At 71.1% G+C, this 16,263-nt stretch carries 14 protein-coding genes and 2 pseudogenes; 11 read left to right on the top strand and 5 right to left on the bottom strand.

Annotated features, from left to right (window positions below):
- Positions 1-132: 132 nt before the first annotated feature.
- Both NAG42_RS06260 and proB read right to left on the bottom strand, forming a co-directional pair.
- Positions 133-1,380, bottom strand: coding sequence for a glutamate-5-semialdehyde dehydrogenase (locus NAG42_RS06260; RefSeq protein ID WP_250028705.1), 1,248 nt, complete (start codon positions 1,378-1,380; stop codon positions 133-135).
- 22 nt (positions 1,381-1,402) lie between these two features.
- Positions 1,403-2,563: a glutamate 5-kinase gene (gene proB / locus NAG42_RS06255; protein WP_250028704.1), complete on the bottom strand. Its 1,161-nt coding sequence runs from the start codon at positions 2,561-2,563 to the stop codon at positions 1,403-1,405.
- 12 nt (positions 2,564-2,575) lie between these two features.
- On the opposite strand from proB, the gene NAG42_RS06250 reads away from it, so the two are divergent.
- Both NAG42_RS06250 and NAG42_RS06245 read left to right on the top strand, forming a co-directional pair.
- Positions 2,576-2,878 (top strand): MGMT family protein, encoded by a 303-nt coding sequence (locus NAG42_RS06250; protein WP_250028703.1) that lies wholly within the window; start codon positions 2,576-2,578, stop codon positions 2,876-2,878.
- Positions 2,878-3,681 carry a class I SAM-dependent methyltransferase gene (locus NAG42_RS06245; RefSeq protein WP_250028702.1) on the top strand — a complete coding sequence of 268 codons (804 nt, stop codon included), beginning with the start codon at positions 2,878-2,880 and terminating at the stop codon, positions 3,679-3,681. The genes NAG42_RS06250 and NAG42_RS06245 overlap by 1 nt, the downstream gene beginning before the upstream one ends.
- Positions 3,682-3,715: 34 nt before the next feature.
- Here the strand turns inward: NAG42_RS06245 and NAG42_RS06240 are convergent, their stop codons facing one another.
- Positions 3,716-4,483: a TetR/AcrR family transcriptional regulator gene (locus NAG42_RS06240; protein ID WP_250028701.1), complete on the bottom strand. Its 768-nt coding sequence runs from the start codon at positions 4,481-4,483 to the stop codon at positions 3,716-3,718.
- A 102-nt stretch (positions 4,484-4,585) separates the two neighbouring features.
- On the opposite strand from NAG42_RS06240, the gene NAG42_RS06235 reads away from it, so the two are divergent.
- Positions 4,586-5,515: a Rossmann-fold NAD(P)-binding domain-containing protein gene (locus NAG42_RS06235; RefSeq protein WP_250028700.1), complete on the top strand. Its 930-nt coding sequence runs from the start codon at positions 4,586-4,588 to the stop codon at positions 5,513-5,515.
- 217 nt (positions 5,516-5,732) lie between these two features.
- On the opposite strand, the gene NAG42_RS06230 is transcribed toward NAG42_RS06235, so the two are convergent.
- Positions 5,733-7,124 (bottom strand): gamma-glutamyltransferase, encoded by a 1,392-nt coding sequence (locus NAG42_RS06230; protein WP_250028699.1) that lies wholly within the window; start codon positions 7,122-7,124, stop codon positions 5,733-5,735.
- Positions 7,125-7,173: 49 nt separating this feature from the next.
- Between NAG42_RS06230 and NAG42_RS06225 the strand changes: the two genes are divergently transcribed.
- The 6 genes and pseudogenes from NAG42_RS06225 to NAG42_RS06200 all read left to right on the top strand — a co-directional run bounded on the left by NAG42_RS06225 (position 7,174) and on the right by NAG42_RS06200 (position 14,033).
- The gene (locus NAG42_RS06225; RefSeq protein ID WP_250028698.1) at positions 7,174-8,502 is read left to right on the top strand and encodes an MFS transporter; all 1,329 of its coding nucleotides are present in this window, start codon (positions 7,174-7,176) and stop codon (positions 8,500-8,502) included.
- A 123-nt stretch (positions 8,503-8,625) separates the two neighbouring features.
- Positions 8,626-10,050: pseudogene (locus NAG42_RS06220) on the top strand (pyridoxal phosphate-dependent decarboxylase family protein); the annotation flags it as partial.
- A gap of 117 nt (positions 10,051-10,167) precedes the next feature.
- The gene (locus NAG42_RS06215) at positions 10,168-10,725 is read left to right on the top strand and encodes an NADH-quinone oxidoreductase subunit B (RefSeq protein WP_308201117.1); all 558 of its coding nucleotides are present in this window, start codon (positions 10,168-10,170) and stop codon (positions 10,723-10,725) included.
- A gap of 10 nt (positions 10,726-10,735) precedes the next feature.
- Entirely contained in the window at positions 10,736-12,037 is a 1,302-nt protein-coding gene (locus tag NAG42_RS06210; protein ID WP_250028697.1) for a DUF2252 domain-containing protein, read from the top strand.
- 206 nt (positions 12,038-12,243) lie between these two features.
- On the top strand, positions 12,244-13,074 hold the full coding sequence (locus NAG42_RS06205; protein ID WP_250028696.1) for an NADH-quinone oxidoreductase subunit C: 831 nt from the start codon (positions 12,244-12,246) through the stop codon (positions 13,072-13,074).
- Positions 13,074-14,033: a complex I subunit 1/NuoH family protein gene (locus NAG42_RS06200; protein ID WP_250028695.1), complete on the top strand. Its 960-nt coding sequence runs from the start codon at positions 13,074-13,076 to the stop codon at positions 14,031-14,033. Before NAG42_RS06205 ends, NAG42_RS06200 begins: the two co-directional genes overlap by 1 nt.
- A 27-nt stretch (positions 14,034-14,060) precedes the next feature.
- Here NAG42_RS06200 and NAG42_RS06195 read toward each other — a convergent pair whose 3' ends face one another.
- Entirely contained in the window at positions 14,061-14,636 is a 576-nt protein-coding gene (locus tag NAG42_RS06195) for a Uma2 family endonuclease (RefSeq protein ID WP_250028694.1), read from the bottom strand.
- Between the two features lie 106 nt (positions 14,637-14,742).
- On the opposite strand from NAG42_RS06195, the gene NAG42_RS06190 reads away from it, so the two are divergent.
- The gene (locus NAG42_RS06190; RefSeq protein WP_250028693.1) at positions 14,743-15,336 is read left to right on the top strand and encodes a NuoI/complex I 23 kDa subunit family protein; all 594 of its coding nucleotides are present in this window, start codon (positions 14,743-14,745) and stop codon (positions 15,334-15,336) included.
- Positions 15,333-15,896 (top strand): annotated as a pseudogene (locus NAG42_RS06185) (NADH-quinone oxidoreductase subunit J family protein); the annotation flags it as partial. The gene NAG42_RS06190 and the pseudogene NAG42_RS06185, both read left to right, overlap by 4 nt.
- Between the last annotated feature and the right edge of the window lie 367 nt (positions 15,897-16,263).

Genomic DNA, 16,263 nt, shown 5'->3' with positions numbered 1-16,263 from the left:
GAGCGACCCGTCCTGGCCCGCCGTCGCGGGCCGAGCCGCCGCCTGCGCCGAGCCGGGCACGTCGTCCAAACCGGTCGGTCATGAGCCAGAAGCCGAAAGCATGGCCAAAACAGCGATCCCGGCCCTGACGCTCTACTGTCGAATGTGGCCGTTGCCGGTGACGACGTACTTGGTCGAGGTCAGCTCGGGCAGACCCATCGGCCCGCGGGCGTGCAGTTTCTGGGTGCTGATGCCGATCTCGGCGCCGAAGCCGAACTCGCCGCCGTCGGTGAATCGGGTGGACGCGTTCACCATCACCGCGGCCGCGTCGACCCGGGCCACGAACCGCCGGGTCGCCGTCACCGACTCGCTGACGATGGCCTCGGTGTGGCCCGTGCCGTAGCGGCGGATGTGGTCGACCGCGTCGTCCAGCGAGTCGACGATCGCCACCGCGAGGTCGGCCGACAGGTATTCCCGGCCCCAGTCGTCGTCGGTGGCCGGCACGACCGCCGAGTCGTACGCCACCACCTGCGGATCGCCGTGCACCGTGACCCCGGCGTCGGCCAGCTCGGGCAGCACCAGCGGCAGGAACCGGTCGGCGATCGCCGCGTGCACGAGCAACGACTCGGCCGTGTTGCAGGTGGACAGTCGCTGCGTCTTGGAGTTCACCGCGACCGCCAGGGCCTTCTCGAGATCGGCGGCCTCGTCCACATAGACGTGACAGTTGCCGACGCCGGTCTCGATCACCGGCACGGTCGACTCCTCGACCACCGTGCGGATCAGCGAGGCGCCGCCGCGCGGGATGAGCACGTCGACCAGCCCGCGCGCCCGCATGAGCTCCTTGACCGAGTCACGGCTGGTCGAGTCGAGCAGCTGGATGGTGTCGGCCGGCAGCCCGCTGTCGGCCACCGCCTTGCGCAGCACCGAGACGATCGCCGCGTTCGAGCTCAGCGCTGACCCCGAGCCGCGCAGCAGCACCGCGTTGCCCGACTTCAGGCAGATGCCCGCGGCGTCGGCGGTCACGTTGGGCCGGCCCTCATAGATGATGCCGACCACGCCGAACGGCACCCGCACCTGCCGCAGCTCCAGGCCGTTGGCCAGGGTCGAGCCGCGCACCACGTCACCGACCGGGTCGGGCAGGGCGGCCAGCTCGCGCAGCCCTTCGGCCATCGCCTCGACCCGCGCCGGAGTCAGCGTCAGCCGGTCGATCATCGCCTCGGACAGACCGCCGGTGCGGCCGTTGGTCACGTCGACCTCGTTCGCGGCGACGATGTCGGCCGAGCGCTCGACCAGGCGGTCGGCCATCAGCAGCAGGGCGCGGTCTTTTTCCGTACGGGTGGCGGCGGCCAGGTCGATGGCGGCCACCCGCGCGTCGGCGGCCTGCTGCAGAACGGTCGTCATGGCGTACCCCTGAGGTCTGGTCTTAAAGGAGGACGAGGTCGTCGCGGTGCACGACCTCTCGTTCATATCCCGGGCCCAGCGCGGCGGCCAGCTCGGGGGTGGAGCGTCCCAGCAGCGCGGGCAGCTCGACCGCGTCGTAGTTGACCAGCCCGCGGGCGACCGGCGCGCCCGACCCGGCGTCGACCAGGTCGACCGGATCACCCGCGGCGAACGAGCCGTCGACCGCGGTGATGCCCGCGGGCAGCAGCGACTTGCGCCGGGCGACGACGGCGGCGACCGCACCCGGGTCGAGATGCAGCCGTCCGCGCGGCGAGGTCGCATGCGCGAGCCAGAACAGGCGGGCGGTGGGCCGGCTCCCGGCGGCCTTGAAGAACGTGCCGACCTCGTCACCGGCCAGCGCGGCGGCGGCCAGGGGAGCGGCGGTGAGCACGACCGGGATGCCGAAACCGGTGGCTATCCGGGCCGCCTCGACCTTGGTGACCATGCCACCCGTGCCCACCCCGGATTTACCGGGCTTGGCGATGTTGATGCCCTCGAGGTCGGAGTCGTCTCCCACGTACGCGATCCGACGGGACGCGGGGTCGGACGGGCTGCCGGTGTAGAGCGCGTCGACGTCCGAGAGCAGCACGAGCAGGTCGGCCTGGACGAGCGCGGCCACCAGCGCGGCGAGACGGTCGTTGTCACCGAAGCGGATCTCCTCGGTGGCGACCGTGTCGTTCTCGTTCACGATCGGGAGGGCGCCCAGGTCGAGCAGCTTGCGCAGAGTCCGGTACGCGTTGCGGTAGTGCGCGCGGCGGGTCACGTCGTCCACCGTGAGCAGCACCTGGCCGACCGTGAGGCCATGACGCGCGAAACCGGCCGCGTAACGCCCGATCAGCAGGCCCTGCCCGACTGAGGCGGCCGCCTGCTGGGTGGCCAGATCGCGCGGCCGGCGCGGCAGATGCAACGGGGACAGGCCGGCGGCGATGGCCCCGCTCGAGACCAGCACCACCTCACGTCCACCGGCGGCCAGCCCACCGAGCGTGTCGACGAGATCGTCGACACGCTGCTCGTCGATTCCGCCGGAGGCCGTGGTCAGTGAGGACGAGCCCACCTTGACCACGATCCGGCGCGCATCGGTCACCAGTTCGCGCACCGGCCAATTGTGCTCGGGAGGGCCGACAGAACCGGGCCGAGATCCCATATCGTGGCCCGAGTGACACCGCAGGAGTACGTCGAAGAGGTGCTTTCACTCGTGGAGCGGATCCCTGAGGGACGGGTCATGTCGTACGGAGCGATCGCCGACGCCCTGGCCGACGTCTCGGGTCGCAACTCCGCCCGCCAGGTCGGCACGGTCATGGCCCGGCACGGCGGCGGCGTGCCCTGGCACCGGGTGGTGACCAGCTCCGGGCGGATGCCACCCGGGCACGAGCAGGAGGCCCGGCAGCGCCTGATGTCGGAGGGCGTTCCGCTGAAAGGGGAGCACGTGGACATGGCCCGAGCGAGCTGGCAGCCCTGATGGAGGCCGGTCAGCCCAGCCGGACGGCGATGAGCGCGGCCCGTTACCGAGCTGCCCATCAGATCCTCGAGAACGGCGAGATCTTCACCGATCCGCTGGCCGTGCGCATCCTCGGCCTGCCCGAGGACGAGCTGCTGGCCGATGCGCCGCGCCGGGCGATGCGCGTGTTCATCGCGGCCCGCACCCGCTTCGCGGAGGACGCGCTCGCCGCTGCGGTGACCCGGGGCGTACGTCATCTGGTTGTTCTCGGCGCGGGCCTCGACACCTTCGCCTACCGCAACCCTCACCCCGGCCTGCGGGTGACCGAGGTCGACCACCCGGACACCCAGGCCTGGAAACAGGTCCGGCTGGCCGAGTCGGGCATCGAGGTGCCGGCGTCGCTGACCTACCTCGGCGTGGATTTCGAGCGCGAGTCACTGGCCGGACGGCTCGAGCTCGACGGGCCGGCCTTCTTCCTCTGGCTCGGCGTGGTGCCCTATCTGACTCTCGAGGGCTTCGGTGAGACGCTGCGGGCCGTCGCGTCCCGGCCGGGCAACGAGGTCGTCTTCGACTATGCCCAGTCCCCGTCCCGCATGGCCCCCGACCGGCGCGAACAGCTCGAAGCCCGGGCCGCCCGGGTGGCCCGGCTGGGCGAGCCCTGGCTGACGTATTTCGAGCCGGACGAGATCGCCGCCCAGCTGACCGCCCTGGGCTTCACCGAAGTCGAGGATCAAGGCCCGTCCCAGCTGGCGTCGACCTACTTCGACCGCCACGACGTCCCGCCCGATACCCCCGGCGGCCATGTGCTTCGGGCGCGCATCTAGCTGGCCCTCGGCTGCTTTCTCCCCGCCGGCGTGATCAGCGCAGGCCGATCAGATGCGCGGCGCCGCGCATCTGGAACTCGAAAAAGCCGCGCCGGTCGTCGTCGACCGAGTTTCTGAGCTGGCCGAACAGCTCGGCGCTGATCGCACCACTCATGTGGATGAAGGCCGACATGGCCGTCCCGACCAGCCGCGGCGGCGCACCGGGAGTGAACTTCTCGCCGACGGCGGCCAGTTCCTCGGCGTACCGCCCGGTGATCGGCTCCCGGTCGTCGATCTCGCCATTGCCGTACGCGTCCCGCACCACCGCCGCGATCAGCAGGACCACCCGCGTGGCCGGCCCGACCGTGTCCTCGGGCGCCTCGTAGCCCGGCACCGGGCTTCCGTAGATCAAGGCCCACTGATGCGGGTCGGCCAGCGCCCAATCCCGAGCGGCATGGGTCGTGGCCAGAAAACGCTCGAGCCCGGTCCGACCGGCAGCCCGCCCCGCACCGGCAGCCCGCCCCGCACCGGCAGCGTGCCCCGCACCGGCCGGGCTCGCCGCATCTTGGCCTGCCGCGGTCTGGCCGGCGGCCGCCTCGGCCGCTGCGCCCAGGGAGTTGTAGGCGTCAATGATCATCGCGGTCAGCAGTTCGTCGCGGCTCGCGAAGTAGCGGTAGACGGCCGACGAGGCCATGCCCAGGTCCCGGGCGACCGCGCGTAGCGACAGGTTGGCCCCGTCGGTGGCGAGGTGCCGGCGAGCCACGGTCTTGATCTCTTCAGTCATCTCGGCCCGGACGCGGGCCCGCACTCCTGAGGCGCTCATGGAGGCCAGTGTGCCATAGCGAGAGCACTGCTCTTGCTTTTCGCCGAGCATCGTGTAATCGTTGCTCTAGATAGAGAGCGGTGCTCACAAAGGAGGACAGCAATGTCGGTTCATGTCGTCGTCGGCTCCGGCCCGATCGGCTCCTCGATCGCTCAGCTCCACGCCGAGCGGGGCGAGCAGGTCCGCATGATCACGCGGAGTGGCAGTGGTCCGTCGCACCCGCTGATCGAGCGGGTCGCCGCGGACGCCTCCGACGCCCGGCGGCTCACCGAGCTCACCCAGGACGCCGCCACGCTCTACAACTGCGCCAACCCGAAGTACACCGACTGGACGAAGCTCTGGTTCCCGCTGAACGACGCGATGATTGCCGCCGCCAAGGCCGCCGGCGCGGTCTACGTGCTCACCGGGAACCTCTACGTCTACGGACCGCGGGCCGATGGCCGCATGACCGAGCAGAGCCCGATGGCCGCCGTCGGCCGCAAGGGTCAGGTGCGCATCAAGATGTGGCAGGACGCGTTGGCCAGCGGCCTGCGCACGGTCGAGGTGCGCGGCTCCGACTACATCGGCGCGGGCGCGGTCGGCGTCTTCTCGTCCGTGCTGCTGCCCGCGATCACCAGCGGTCGCGCCGCCTGGGCCCCGGGTGACCCTGACCTGCCGCACAGCTTCACCTACACCGGTGACCAGGCTCGCACCATGGTCACGCTGGCCCACGACGAGCGCGCCTGGGGCCAGGCCTGGCACACCCCGACGGTCCCGGCGATCAGCATCCGCACGCTGGCCGACCGCTACTGCGAGCTGGTCGGCAAGCCGAAGCTGACAATTCACAAGCTGCCGCGCTTCGTGATGCGGACGGCCGGGCTCGTGCATCCGATGTCCCGCGAGCTGGCCGAGATGGACTACCAGTTCTACGCGCCGTTCCGCCTCGACAGCTCGCACACCGAGCGCACTTTCGGCCTGCGCCCCACCCCGATCGAGGTGGGCATCCGCGAGACCGCCGACGACGCCAAGGCCATCGCCGCCCGCACGATGTGACCCACGGCGTCACGACCTCGCGACCTCGCGACCCCGCGACCTCGCGACCCCGCGACCCCGCGACCCCGCGACCCCGCGACCCCGCGACCCCGCGACCCCGCGACCCCGCGACCCCGCGACCTCGCGACCCCGCGACCTCGCGACCCCGCGACCCCGCGACCTTGCGGCCTCCGGGTGACCGACGCGCGGCCTCGTGGGTGACCGACTCGTGGGTGCCTCAAAGGAGCAGGCCGACGCCGGCGCGGCGGGGATCGCCCGAGGCGCCGGCCTGGCCGACCGCGGTGACGCCACCGAAGTAGTGATTGAGCTCCGGCCACTGATTGATCCGCCAGCCGGCGGCGGCCAGCGCGCCCAGCTCGTCGCGGGGAAAGCCGGGCTCGGCGTGCACAGTGTCGTCGACCACGTGGAAGCGCGGCCGTCCGATCGCCTCGGTCATGTCGGCCCCGTCGACCAGCACACCGAGCAGCGTGTCGATCAGGGCCGTCCGGATCCGGCTCGCACCCGCCGACCCCGCCGCCACGGCGAGCCCGCCCTCCGGGTCGATCACCACGAGCGGGCACATGTTCGACGACATCCGCCGGCCCGGCACCAGATCGTCGGTCAGCAGCTCACCCTCGCCGAGCATCGAGTTCAGGTTGATGCCGAGCCCGGGCAGCCAGACCCCGGAGCCCAACCCGAGCGTCGTGGTGATCACGCAGGCGTTGCCGTCGGCGTCCACCACCGAGACGTTGGTGGTGTCGCCGATCCTCTGCCGGCCCTGATCGCGCAGCGCCTCGGCGACGGCGACCGCTCGGCCCGGCCGGGCCAGCTCGCCGGGCAGCCCGGCGATCGTGTCCACCGTGCGGTTCAGGTCATGACGCGCGAGCACCCGGTGCCCGGCCAGCGTCGCGTGGTCGACCGGGGTCTCCAGCACCCGGTAGCCGGCCAGGTCGCGCGGGCCGAGACAGCCGCCGCCCGCTCGGACTGCGTCGACCATGATCGCGGCGTACTCCCCGGTGTAGAAGACCTCGGGCCCGGCCTCGGCCAGCGTGGTCATCGCGGCCCCCAGTCCATCGTGGAACAGCAGGTCGCCGGTCTGCAGCCGGCGGCCGTTCGGGGTGTAGACCGCGGCGCCCTCACCCCAGGCCAGCGCCGGGGCGCACGAGTCGAGGGTCTGTGCGTGCGCCGCCGGCACCGGCACCCCGCTGATCGCGAGCTCGATGGCCGGCTGGACCACCTCGGCCCACGGCAACCGCCCCCAGCGCTGATGCACCTCGCCACAGCCGGCCGGCACACCGGGGACCGCGACGCTGGCCCCGCCGATCGAATACACCTGCGGCATCCCGCCGAAGAAGACGTCGACCGCCACCATGGGCCCGGCCTCGAGGTCACCGTCGGTGCCCGGCACCGAGACGAAGAAGTCGAGGCAGGTGGCCTGGCCGGTGGCCGCTTCGAAGTACGTGGCGAAGCCGCCACCGCCGAGTCCGGTGTAGATCGTCTCGGCGGCGCAGCACGCCAGCACCGCCGCGACAGCGGCGTCGGCCGCCGTGCCCCCGTCCCGCAGAACCCGCAGCCCCGCCGCCGCCGTGGCCGGGTGGCTGGCGGCGACCCCGGCCGCAACCTTTTTCATCTGGCGAAGCGTAGGCGCCATCGCATGGTCATGGTTACCATCCGCGTTCATGACGACCGCTGATCCCACTCCCGAAGTACGCGAAGTGGCCGCACTGCCACGTCGTACTTTGGCGGGATATTCGCTGGGTTCGCTGGTCACGGGCGCCTTCGGCACTGTTCCGGGTCTCCTTCTCCTGCCCTATCTGACCGATACGTTAGGTGTGGCGGCGGGCGTGGCGGGCCTCCTCGTGCTGCTGCCGAAGGCGTGGGACGTGCTCGTCAACCCGGTCGCCGGCCGGATCTCCGACCGTCGCGGCGATCGGCGGCCCTTCCTGCTGGTCGCCGGTCTGCTGCTCGCCGTGCTCTTCGCCGCGATCTTCGCCGGGCCGGCCCGCAGCGGTGCCGCCGCCGGAGCGTACGTCGCCTTCGCCTTTCTCGCCGCCGCCACCGCGTATGCCTTCTTCCAGGTGCCCTACGTCGCCATGCCGGCCGAGCTGACCGACGGCTACGCCGAGCGCACCCGTCTGATGACCTGGCGCGTGGCCGTGCTGGCGCTCGCCATCCTCGTCTCCGGTGCCCTGGCCCCCCTCGTCGTCGAGCAGACCGGCGGCGGTATCACCGGTCACCGGTGGGCCGGCGTCTTTGTCGGGGCACTCATCGTGGTGGGCACGCTCGGTGTCTATTTCGGCACCCGGTCGGCCGACTCCCGCTCGGTCGAGGCGGTGGAGCCCGACCTGCGGACGCAGTTGCGAGTCGCGGCGGCCAACGGTCCGTTCCGGGCATTGCTTCTCCTCTGGATCGTTCAGGCGGTCGGCATCGGCACGATGCTGGCCGGCGTGCAGTACTTCGCCGACCACGTCGTGCGACGCGAGTCGGGCGCCACCTTCCTGTTCGCGGCCTTCGTCGGGCCGGCCCTGCTGGTCATGCCGCTGTGGAGCCGGGCCGGTCATCGGCTCGGCAAGCCCCGCTCGCTGGCCGTCGGCTCGCTGCTCTTCGCGGCCGGCGCCCTGGCCCTGCTGACCGCGCCGGCCCTGCCCCCGGTGGGTGTCTATCTGCTGGTGGCGGTGATCGGCGTCGGCTACGCCGGCCAGCAGGTCTTCGCGATGGCGATGCTCCCGGACTGCATCGCCTACGACACCGCACGCACGGGCCGCCGCCAGGCCGGCGTCTTCACCGGGCTGTGGACGGCGGGGGAGACCCTCGGGCTGGCGCTCGGTCCCGGTCTTTACGCATTGGTCCTCCAGATCTTCGGATATGTCTCGTCGTCGACCGGCGAGGCCGCCACCCAGGACGACACCGCGCGGCTCGGCGTGCTGCTCGGCTTCACCGTCCTGCCGGCCGTGCTGGTCGGCGCCGCGGTCGTTCTATTACGCGCCTACCGCGACGTGACCCGATAGCGCCTTCGGTACTGCCCGGGCCCAGTACTTTCGGCGGGGCCGCACCACCCGTACTTTCGTCGGGTGCCGACCCCCGACCGAAGTCGGTTATCGCCATCGGCAAGGTCGGCTAGCGTTCTCGCCATGTTCGAGGCACTGCCCGCACAGGGCGTTCCGGGTGATCAGATCCTTGCCGAGCTGCGTGAGCTGCGGGCCGCTGATCTGCCGACCCACGGCGGCCGGCTGTTCGCCTATGTCTACGACCCCGCGCTCGACGGTCTCGACGAGCTGGCCCGGGCTGCCTATGCGATCTCCGCACATGTCAACGGCCTCGACCCGACCGCTTTCCCGTCGCTGCTGGCGATGGAAAATGCCGTGGTCGGCGCCGCGGCCGGTCTGCTCGGGGGCGACGACGGCACGGTCGGCAGCGTCACCAGCGGCGGCACCGAGTCGCTGATCCTGGCGGTGAAGGCGGCCCGCGACTCGCGGCCCGAGCTGCTCACCCCACGGCTGGCGATCCCGGCGACCGCCCATGCCGCGTTCGCCAAGGCCGCGCACTATCTGCGCGTCGCGCTCGACGTGGTGCCGGTCGGGACCGACCTGCGCGCCGACCCGGCCGCCATGGCCGCGGCGATCGGTCCCGACACCGTGCTGGTGGCGGCGTCCGCGCCCTCCTATGCCCACGGTGTCGTCGACCCGATCGCCGAGATCGCGGCGGCGGCCGCCGAGCGGGGCGTGCGGTTCCACGTCGACGCCTGTTTCGGCGGCTGGGTCCTGCCCTATCTGCGCCGCCTCGGTGCCGATCTGCCGGCGTTCGACTTCTCCGTGCCCGGGGTCACCAGCATCTCGGTCGACCTGCACAAATACGCGTATGCGCCCAAGGGTGTCTCGGTCCTGCTGCACCGCGACGAGGCACTGCGCCTCCCGCAATACTTCGCCTACGCCGGCTGGCCGGGCTACACGATGATCAACCCGATCATCTCGTCCACCCGGTCCGGCGGCCCGATCGCCGCCGCCCTGGCCACCCTGCGGCACATCGGTGACGCGGGCTATCTCGACCTGGCCGCCCGCACGCGCGAGGCGGTGTCCGTTCTCGCCGACGCCGTGCGGGAGACCGACGGTGTGCGGTTGTTCGCCCCGCCCGAGACCAGCGTGGTCTGCCTCGCCTCCGAGGGGGTTGATCTTTTCGTGCTGGCCGACGAGCTGGCCGCACGCGGCTGGCACACCCAGCCCCAGATGTCGTATGCGGAGATGCCGGCCACCATTCACCTGACGGTGACCGCCGCGGTGGCCTCGACCGCCGCCGACTTCGGACCCGATCTCGCGGCCGCGGTGGCCGCCGCTCGGGCCGCCGGCCCGGCCGGCATCCCGGCGCCGCTGCTGGAAGCGGCGGCCGTGCTCACGCCCGAGATGGTGACTCCCGAGCTGATCGCCGGTCTGGCCGAGGGCCTGGGGCTGGGCAGCGGCGACTTCACGCGCATGGCCGCGGTCAACTCGCTGCTCGACGTGGCCCCGCCGGCCCTGCGCGAAGCGCTGCTCACCGGGTTTCTCAGCATGCTGCAACGTCCACCGACGCGGCCCGTGCCCGTGCCCGCCCCGGCGCCGAGCGGCGCGTTCTTCGGTCATCCGTTGCATCGGCGGGGCTCCGCGGGTTCGCCGCCGCCGGTCGCGGAGTAGGTTGACGTCGTGGCCGGTCTGCCTGGAGTGCTCGGAGAGCCCATCAAGTTCGTGCTGAACTGGGGGCGGCGTTACTCGCTCTGGGTGTTCAACTTCGGGCTGGCGTGCTGCGCGATCGAGTTCATCGCGTCGAGCATGAGCCGGCACGACTTCATGCGCATGGGGGTCATCCCGTTCGCGCACGGTCCACGCCAGGCCGACCTGATGGTCGTGTCGGGCACGGTCACCGACAAGATGGCGCCCGCCATCAAGCGGCTCTACGACCAGATGCCCGAGCCGAAATACGTCATCTCGTTCGGTTCCTGTGCCAACTGCGGCGGCCCCTATTGGGACTCCTACTCGGTGACCAAGGGCGTCGACCAGATCATCCCGGTCGACGTCTACGTGCCGGGCTGCCCACCCCGCCCCGAGGCGCTGCTGCACGGCATCCTGCGCCTGCAGGAGAAGATCGCGGCCGAGCAGTCGGGCCCGGGCGGCGTCTCGCGACCCGATCCGCTGGGGCCGGGCCGTGAAGCGGCATCGCTGACTGCCCCGATGGTGGGCCCGCCGGGAGCAACCGGGGACTAGTCTCCGCTCTATGACCGATCAGTCGCGTGCCGACTTCATCATCGACGTCCTGACCAGGGAATTCGGCGATTTGATCGCCATCGATCCAGCCGCCTTCCGGCGCAAGTTCCGCAAGATGGCCGCGTCGCCGTTCGCCTTCTATCGGGGGAGCGCGTCGCTCTTCTACGCCGACCTCACCGGGGCGTACTCCGACGCCAGTTTCCTCGACGACCGGACGAGCCGGGTGTGGATCCACGGCGACCTGCACGCGGAGAACTTCGGCACCTACATGAACTCGTCCGGTCAGCTCGTCTTCAACGTCAACGACTTCGACGAGGCGTACATCGGGCCCTTCTCCTGGGATCTCAAGCGGTTCTCCGCGAGCCTGGCCCTGATCGGCTACCAGAAAGCCCTCTCCGACGACGACATCACCCAGCTGGTCACCGGGTTCGCCCGGTCCTACCTGACCGAGCTGCGCGCCATCGCGCTCGGCGGCGACGACGCGATCGGCTCGATCACGCTCGACAACGCCGACGGTGTCCTGCGCCGCGTCCTGCAGGAGGCCCGGCTCAACACCCGCATCGACCTGCTCTCGTCGCAGACCACGATCGACGACTACGAGCGCCGGTTCGCGCTGGCCGACGGCGTCTTCGAGGTCGATGAGGAGACCGGCGCGGCCGTACGGGAGGCGTTCGACCGCTATCGCGAGACGCTGCCCCCGGCCAGCCGTCCCGGGGCGACCAACATCAAGGACATCAAACTGCGCAAGGGTGTGGGCATCGGGTCGGCCGGCCTGCCGTCCTACAACCTGCTGCTCGAGGGGCACACCCAGGCCCTCGAGAACGACGTGATCATCTATATGAAGCAGGCCCAGGTGCCCGCCGTCGCGCGCTGGGTCGACGACGACCGGGTGCGGTCCTACTTCCAGCACCAGGGCCACCGGACGGCCGAGTCGCAGCACGCCCTGCAGGCCCACGCCGACTCGTGGGTCGGCTACACCACGTTGGACGGAGTCGGCCAGCTGGTCGCGGAGGTCTCGCCCTATGCGGCCGATCTCGACTGGTCCGACGTCAACGAGCCCGACGAACTGCGGGGGGTCATCGCCGACCTGGGCCGGGCCGTCGCCCGCATGCATTCGGTGGCCGACGACGAGTCCAGCCACGACCTGGTCGACTTCTCCACCGAGGAGGCGATCGTGGCCGAGATCGACAAGGACGAGGCGGGCTTCGTCCAGCACCTGGTCGACTTCGCCCACCGCTACGGCGACCAGGCCCGCGAGGACCACCAGGACTTCGTCGACGTCTTCCGCAACGGCCGCCTGCCCGGCCTCTGACCGACCGGCGGCTCCGGCCCGAGCGGGGCGACTGATCGACCGGCGGCTCCGGCTCGAGCGGGGCGACTGATCGGCTGGCGGCTTCGGCCCGAGCGGGGCGGATGAGCAGTTGGCGGCTTCGGCTCGAGCGGGGTGGACTGATGAGCCCGGCTGTGGATGCGGGCTGGGGGAGTTCGGAGCCGGCGGTCGGATCATAGGATGAGCGCATGACGCCTGAAGAGGTCGGCGAGCGCCTGGTGGCGCTGCTGACGGACGACTCCCCGGACGCGCCTCCGGGCGAGATCGTCGCCGGCCTCTCGGGCGGCGGCCCCGGCCACGAGCGCGCGGTGGTCGACGTGCCGGTCGCCCGATGGTGGGAAACCGTGGGCACGGCCAAGCACAACGGCGCGCTCGGTTGTGACTACTTCGACTGGCTGTCGGCCGTGGACGAGCTCGACGACGGGTTCCGGGTGGTCGCTCACCTCTACTCGACCCGGCGCCGGCACGCCCTGCTGCTGCGCACGCTCGTGCCCCGCGACAACCCGGTGGTCGAGTCGGTGGTCGAGCTCTTCCCCGGCGCCGACTGGCACGAGCGCGAGACGTACGAGATGTTCGGCATCACGTTCGCCCGCCACCCCGACCTGCGCCCATTGCTGCTGCCGCCGGGCTTCGAGGGCCACCCGCTGCGCAAGGAATTCGTGCTCGCTTCCCGGGTGGCCAAGGCCTGGCCCGGCGCCAAGGAACCGGGCGAGTCCGAGGCCGGCACCACGAAACGCGCCCCCATGCGCCCACCAGGTGTCCCCGACCCCAACGAGTGGGGCCCCCGCGCCGGTCAGGCCCCGCCGGCTCCCGCACGCCCGGTCCGCTCCGCCCCGGCCGACCGCCCCCGCCGTGCCGCCACCCCGCGCACGTCCGGTCCCGGCGCGCCGGCCGACCCGGTGACCTCCTCTACTTCGGCTCCCGCACCGAGCCCGGCCGGCTCCGAGCCGCCCGCTCGGCCAGCGGGTTCGAATGACGCCGGCCCGGCGGCCGCGCCGCACATCGAGGACGGTGACTGATGCCGCTCTGGCTCGACCTCATCGTCCGGGTCGTCGCCGTCGTGGCGGCGTTCCTCGTGTTGCCGCTTGTGGTCGGGCAGGCCGAGCACAAGGTCATGGCGCACATGCAGGGGCGGCTCGGCCCGATGTACGCCGGTGCCTTCCACGGCTGGGCCCAGCTCGTCGCGGACGGCGTCAAGTTCGTCCAGAAAGAGGACGTCGCGCCCGGTCAGGCCGACCGGCGGGTGTTCCGGCTGGCCCCGATCGTCGCCCTGTTCCCGTACCTGTTGGTCCTGCTCGTCATCCCGCTCGGGCCGAACGGACTCGTCGCCCAGGCGCTCGACGTGGGGTTGTTCTTCGTGCTCGCCGTGCTGGGCGTCGGCGTGCTCGCCGTGCTCATGTCGGCGTGGGCCTCGGCCAACAAATACAGCCTGCTGGGCGGCCTGCGCGGGGCGGCTCAGCTTCTCGGGTACGAGCTTCCGCTGGTGCTCGCCGCGGCCAGTGTCGCCATGGCGGCGGGAACCCTGAGCCTGCCCGGCATCATCGAGGCCTGGCGTCCGTGGTGGCTGCTCTGGCAGGCCCCGGCCGCGATCGTCTTCTTCGTCGCCGGTCTGGCCGAGATCCGCCGGCCCCCCTTCGACATGCCGATCGCCGACTCCGAGCTGGTCTTCGGCTACATGACCGAGTACACGGGCCTGCGGTTCGCGTTCTTCCTGCTCGCCGAGTACGTGGGCATCGTCGTCATCGCCGCCCTGACCACCGTGCTTTTTCTCGGCGGCTGGCACGGGCCGTTCGCCGAGCAGCTCGGCTGGCTCTGGACCCTGGTCAAGATCTTCGCGGTTTCGTTCGTCATCATCTGGTTCCGCGTGGCCTACCCCCGCCTGCGCGAGGACCAGCTCCAACGGCTCTGCTGGCTGGTCCTCGTTCCGGTGGCGCTGGGTCAGCTCGTGCTGACGGCCGCCGTCAAGGTGATCATGTGAGCGGCGTCGCGGCGAGGAAAGACCTCGTCACAGGTTCCGCGGGCGGACGGAGCGCAGCGGGATCTCGATCGGCCAGGGCCGGTCGAGGCGGATCACGTCGTCGCCGCTGAAGGTGCCGGTCGGCTCGTAGATCCTGTCGTCGGGGTTCAGCTCATAAGTGGTGACGGCAAGGTCGTCGCTGGTCTCGATGAGCCAGTAGTGGGGAATCCCAGCCTGTGCGTAGAAGGCCGGCTTGGTCACCCGATCGATGCTCTTGGTGCTCGGCGAAACGATCTCGGCGGCCAGGACCACCTCGCTCGCGGTGAACTTCCCGGTTTTCGACTTCGCGGCATCGAACGTGACGACAAGCAGATCTGGCGCGTAGAGGCGACGTGGGTTCAGCACCACATCGTTCGACTGGCTGACAAAGAGGTGTTCGGGGCAGGAAGCCGAGAGGGCGTAGAACAGGAACCCGGAGAGGGCCTGGTGAACGCTCGAAGGCGAGACGGTCACGTGGAGAACTCCGTCAAAGATTTCGCGACGGACGCCGTCCTCAGGGAGCCGAGCAAGATCGTCTGCAGTCCAGTCGCCCTGGGGTGGCATGTCGCTGGTGGTAGCGGTCATGAGAAGCCTCCCGGGCGCCGGCTCTCGCACTCACATCTCAATCTACCGGAAGATCTGATGGGGGTGTGCTCGCATCAAATGGGGCGACGGGGCAGGATATGCGTTTGTGAGTGACGACGGGGAGCGCGGCACGCCCGGCAAGGGTCTGGTCCAGGGGCTCGCCGTCACGTTCAAGACGATGACCAAACGGTCGACCACCCAGCAGTATCCCGATGTCGAGCCCGAGCTTCCGCCGCGCAGCCGCGGGGTCATCGCGCTCACCGAGGAGAACTGCACGGTCTGCATGCTGTGCGCCCGGGAGTGCCCCGACTGGTGCATCTACATCGACTCCCACAAGGAAGAAGTGGTTGTCCCGGGGGCGGCCCGCGCGCGGCAGCGCAACGTGCTCGACCGGTTCGACATCGACTTCTCGCTCTGCATGTACTGCGGCATCTGCATCGAGGTCTGCCCGTTCGACGCGCTGCACTGGACGCCCGAGTTCGAGTATGCCGAGACCGACGTCCTCAACCTGCTGCACGACAAGGACCGGCTGGGGGAGTGGATGCGCACCGTCCCACCGCCGCCGGCCCACGACGTGCTCGGCGAGCCCTCCAAGGAGGAGGCCACGGCGGCGCGCAAGGCGGCCGGTCCGGGTGCGGCCACGGCCGCCAAGACCGCACCCCCCGTCCGGCGTCCGGCGCCCCCGGAGACGGAGCGGTGACCGTCGCGGACGCGTTGATGCTGGCTCTCGGCGCGATCGCGGTCGGCTCCGGCGTCTTCGTCGTGACCAGCGCCCACCTGGTGCGGGCCGGCTTCTACCTGGTGGTCAGCCTGGGCGCGATCGCCGGGCTCTACCTGGTGCTGGGGGCCGAGCTGGTCGCCTGGGTGCAGATCCTGGTCTATGTGGGCGCCGTCGTCGTGCTGCTGCTCTTCGCGGTGATGCTGACCCGGGCCCCGATCGGCCCGTCCAAGGACCTCGACCGGCCCGCCGCCCCGGCCGCCCTGATCGGCGGCGGGGTCGGTCTGGGTCTGACCGTGCTGCTGGTCGACGCCTTCCGCTGGACCGAGTTCGAACTGCCTCCGCCCGGCACCGGCCGCCGGGTCGGCGAGCAGATCTTCGGTGCCTGGGTGCTGCCCTTCGAGGTGCTCTCGATCCTGCTGCTGGCCGCGCTGGTCGGCGCGATCGTCCTGTCCCGCCCGGACATCGGCGCCCGCCCCGACCCGGATGCCGCCGCCCGGCCCGACGAGCCCCCGCCCGGCCCGGTCGACGAGTCGGCCGAGGTGGTCGCCCGGCTGCAGCGCATCGCCGCCCGGCAGTCGGCCGCCCAGGAGCGCCTGCGGGCCCAGCGCGCGGCCGAGAAGGTCGGCGGCCGGCTGACCCATCCCGACGAGATCGCCACCCAGACGGCGACGACCCGCGAGGACGTCCTCAAACAGAAGGCCCACGACGTCGTCTTCCGAGCCCGCGAAGCCGGCCCCACCCTGGGTCAGCCTGATAAGACGGAGATATCGGATTCGGCAGCACGCACAATCGAAGGCACGAGCCGCGAGATCGAGAGCCGGCCCATCCCCGACCGGCCGACCCGAGCGCTCCCCAGCGGCGAAGCACAGGACAGAGCGGGCAACCGCGCACTGCCCAAGGCCCCCG

The organism is Paractinoplanes maris (assembly GCF_023544465.1).
GTDB classification, from domain to species: Bacteria; Actinomycetota; Actinomycetes; order Mycobacteriales; family Micromonosporaceae; genus Actinoplanes; species Actinoplanes maris.
The sequence above is the reverse complement of the archived record's forward strand: the minus strand, read 5'-3'. Positions and strand labels throughout refer to the sequence as shown.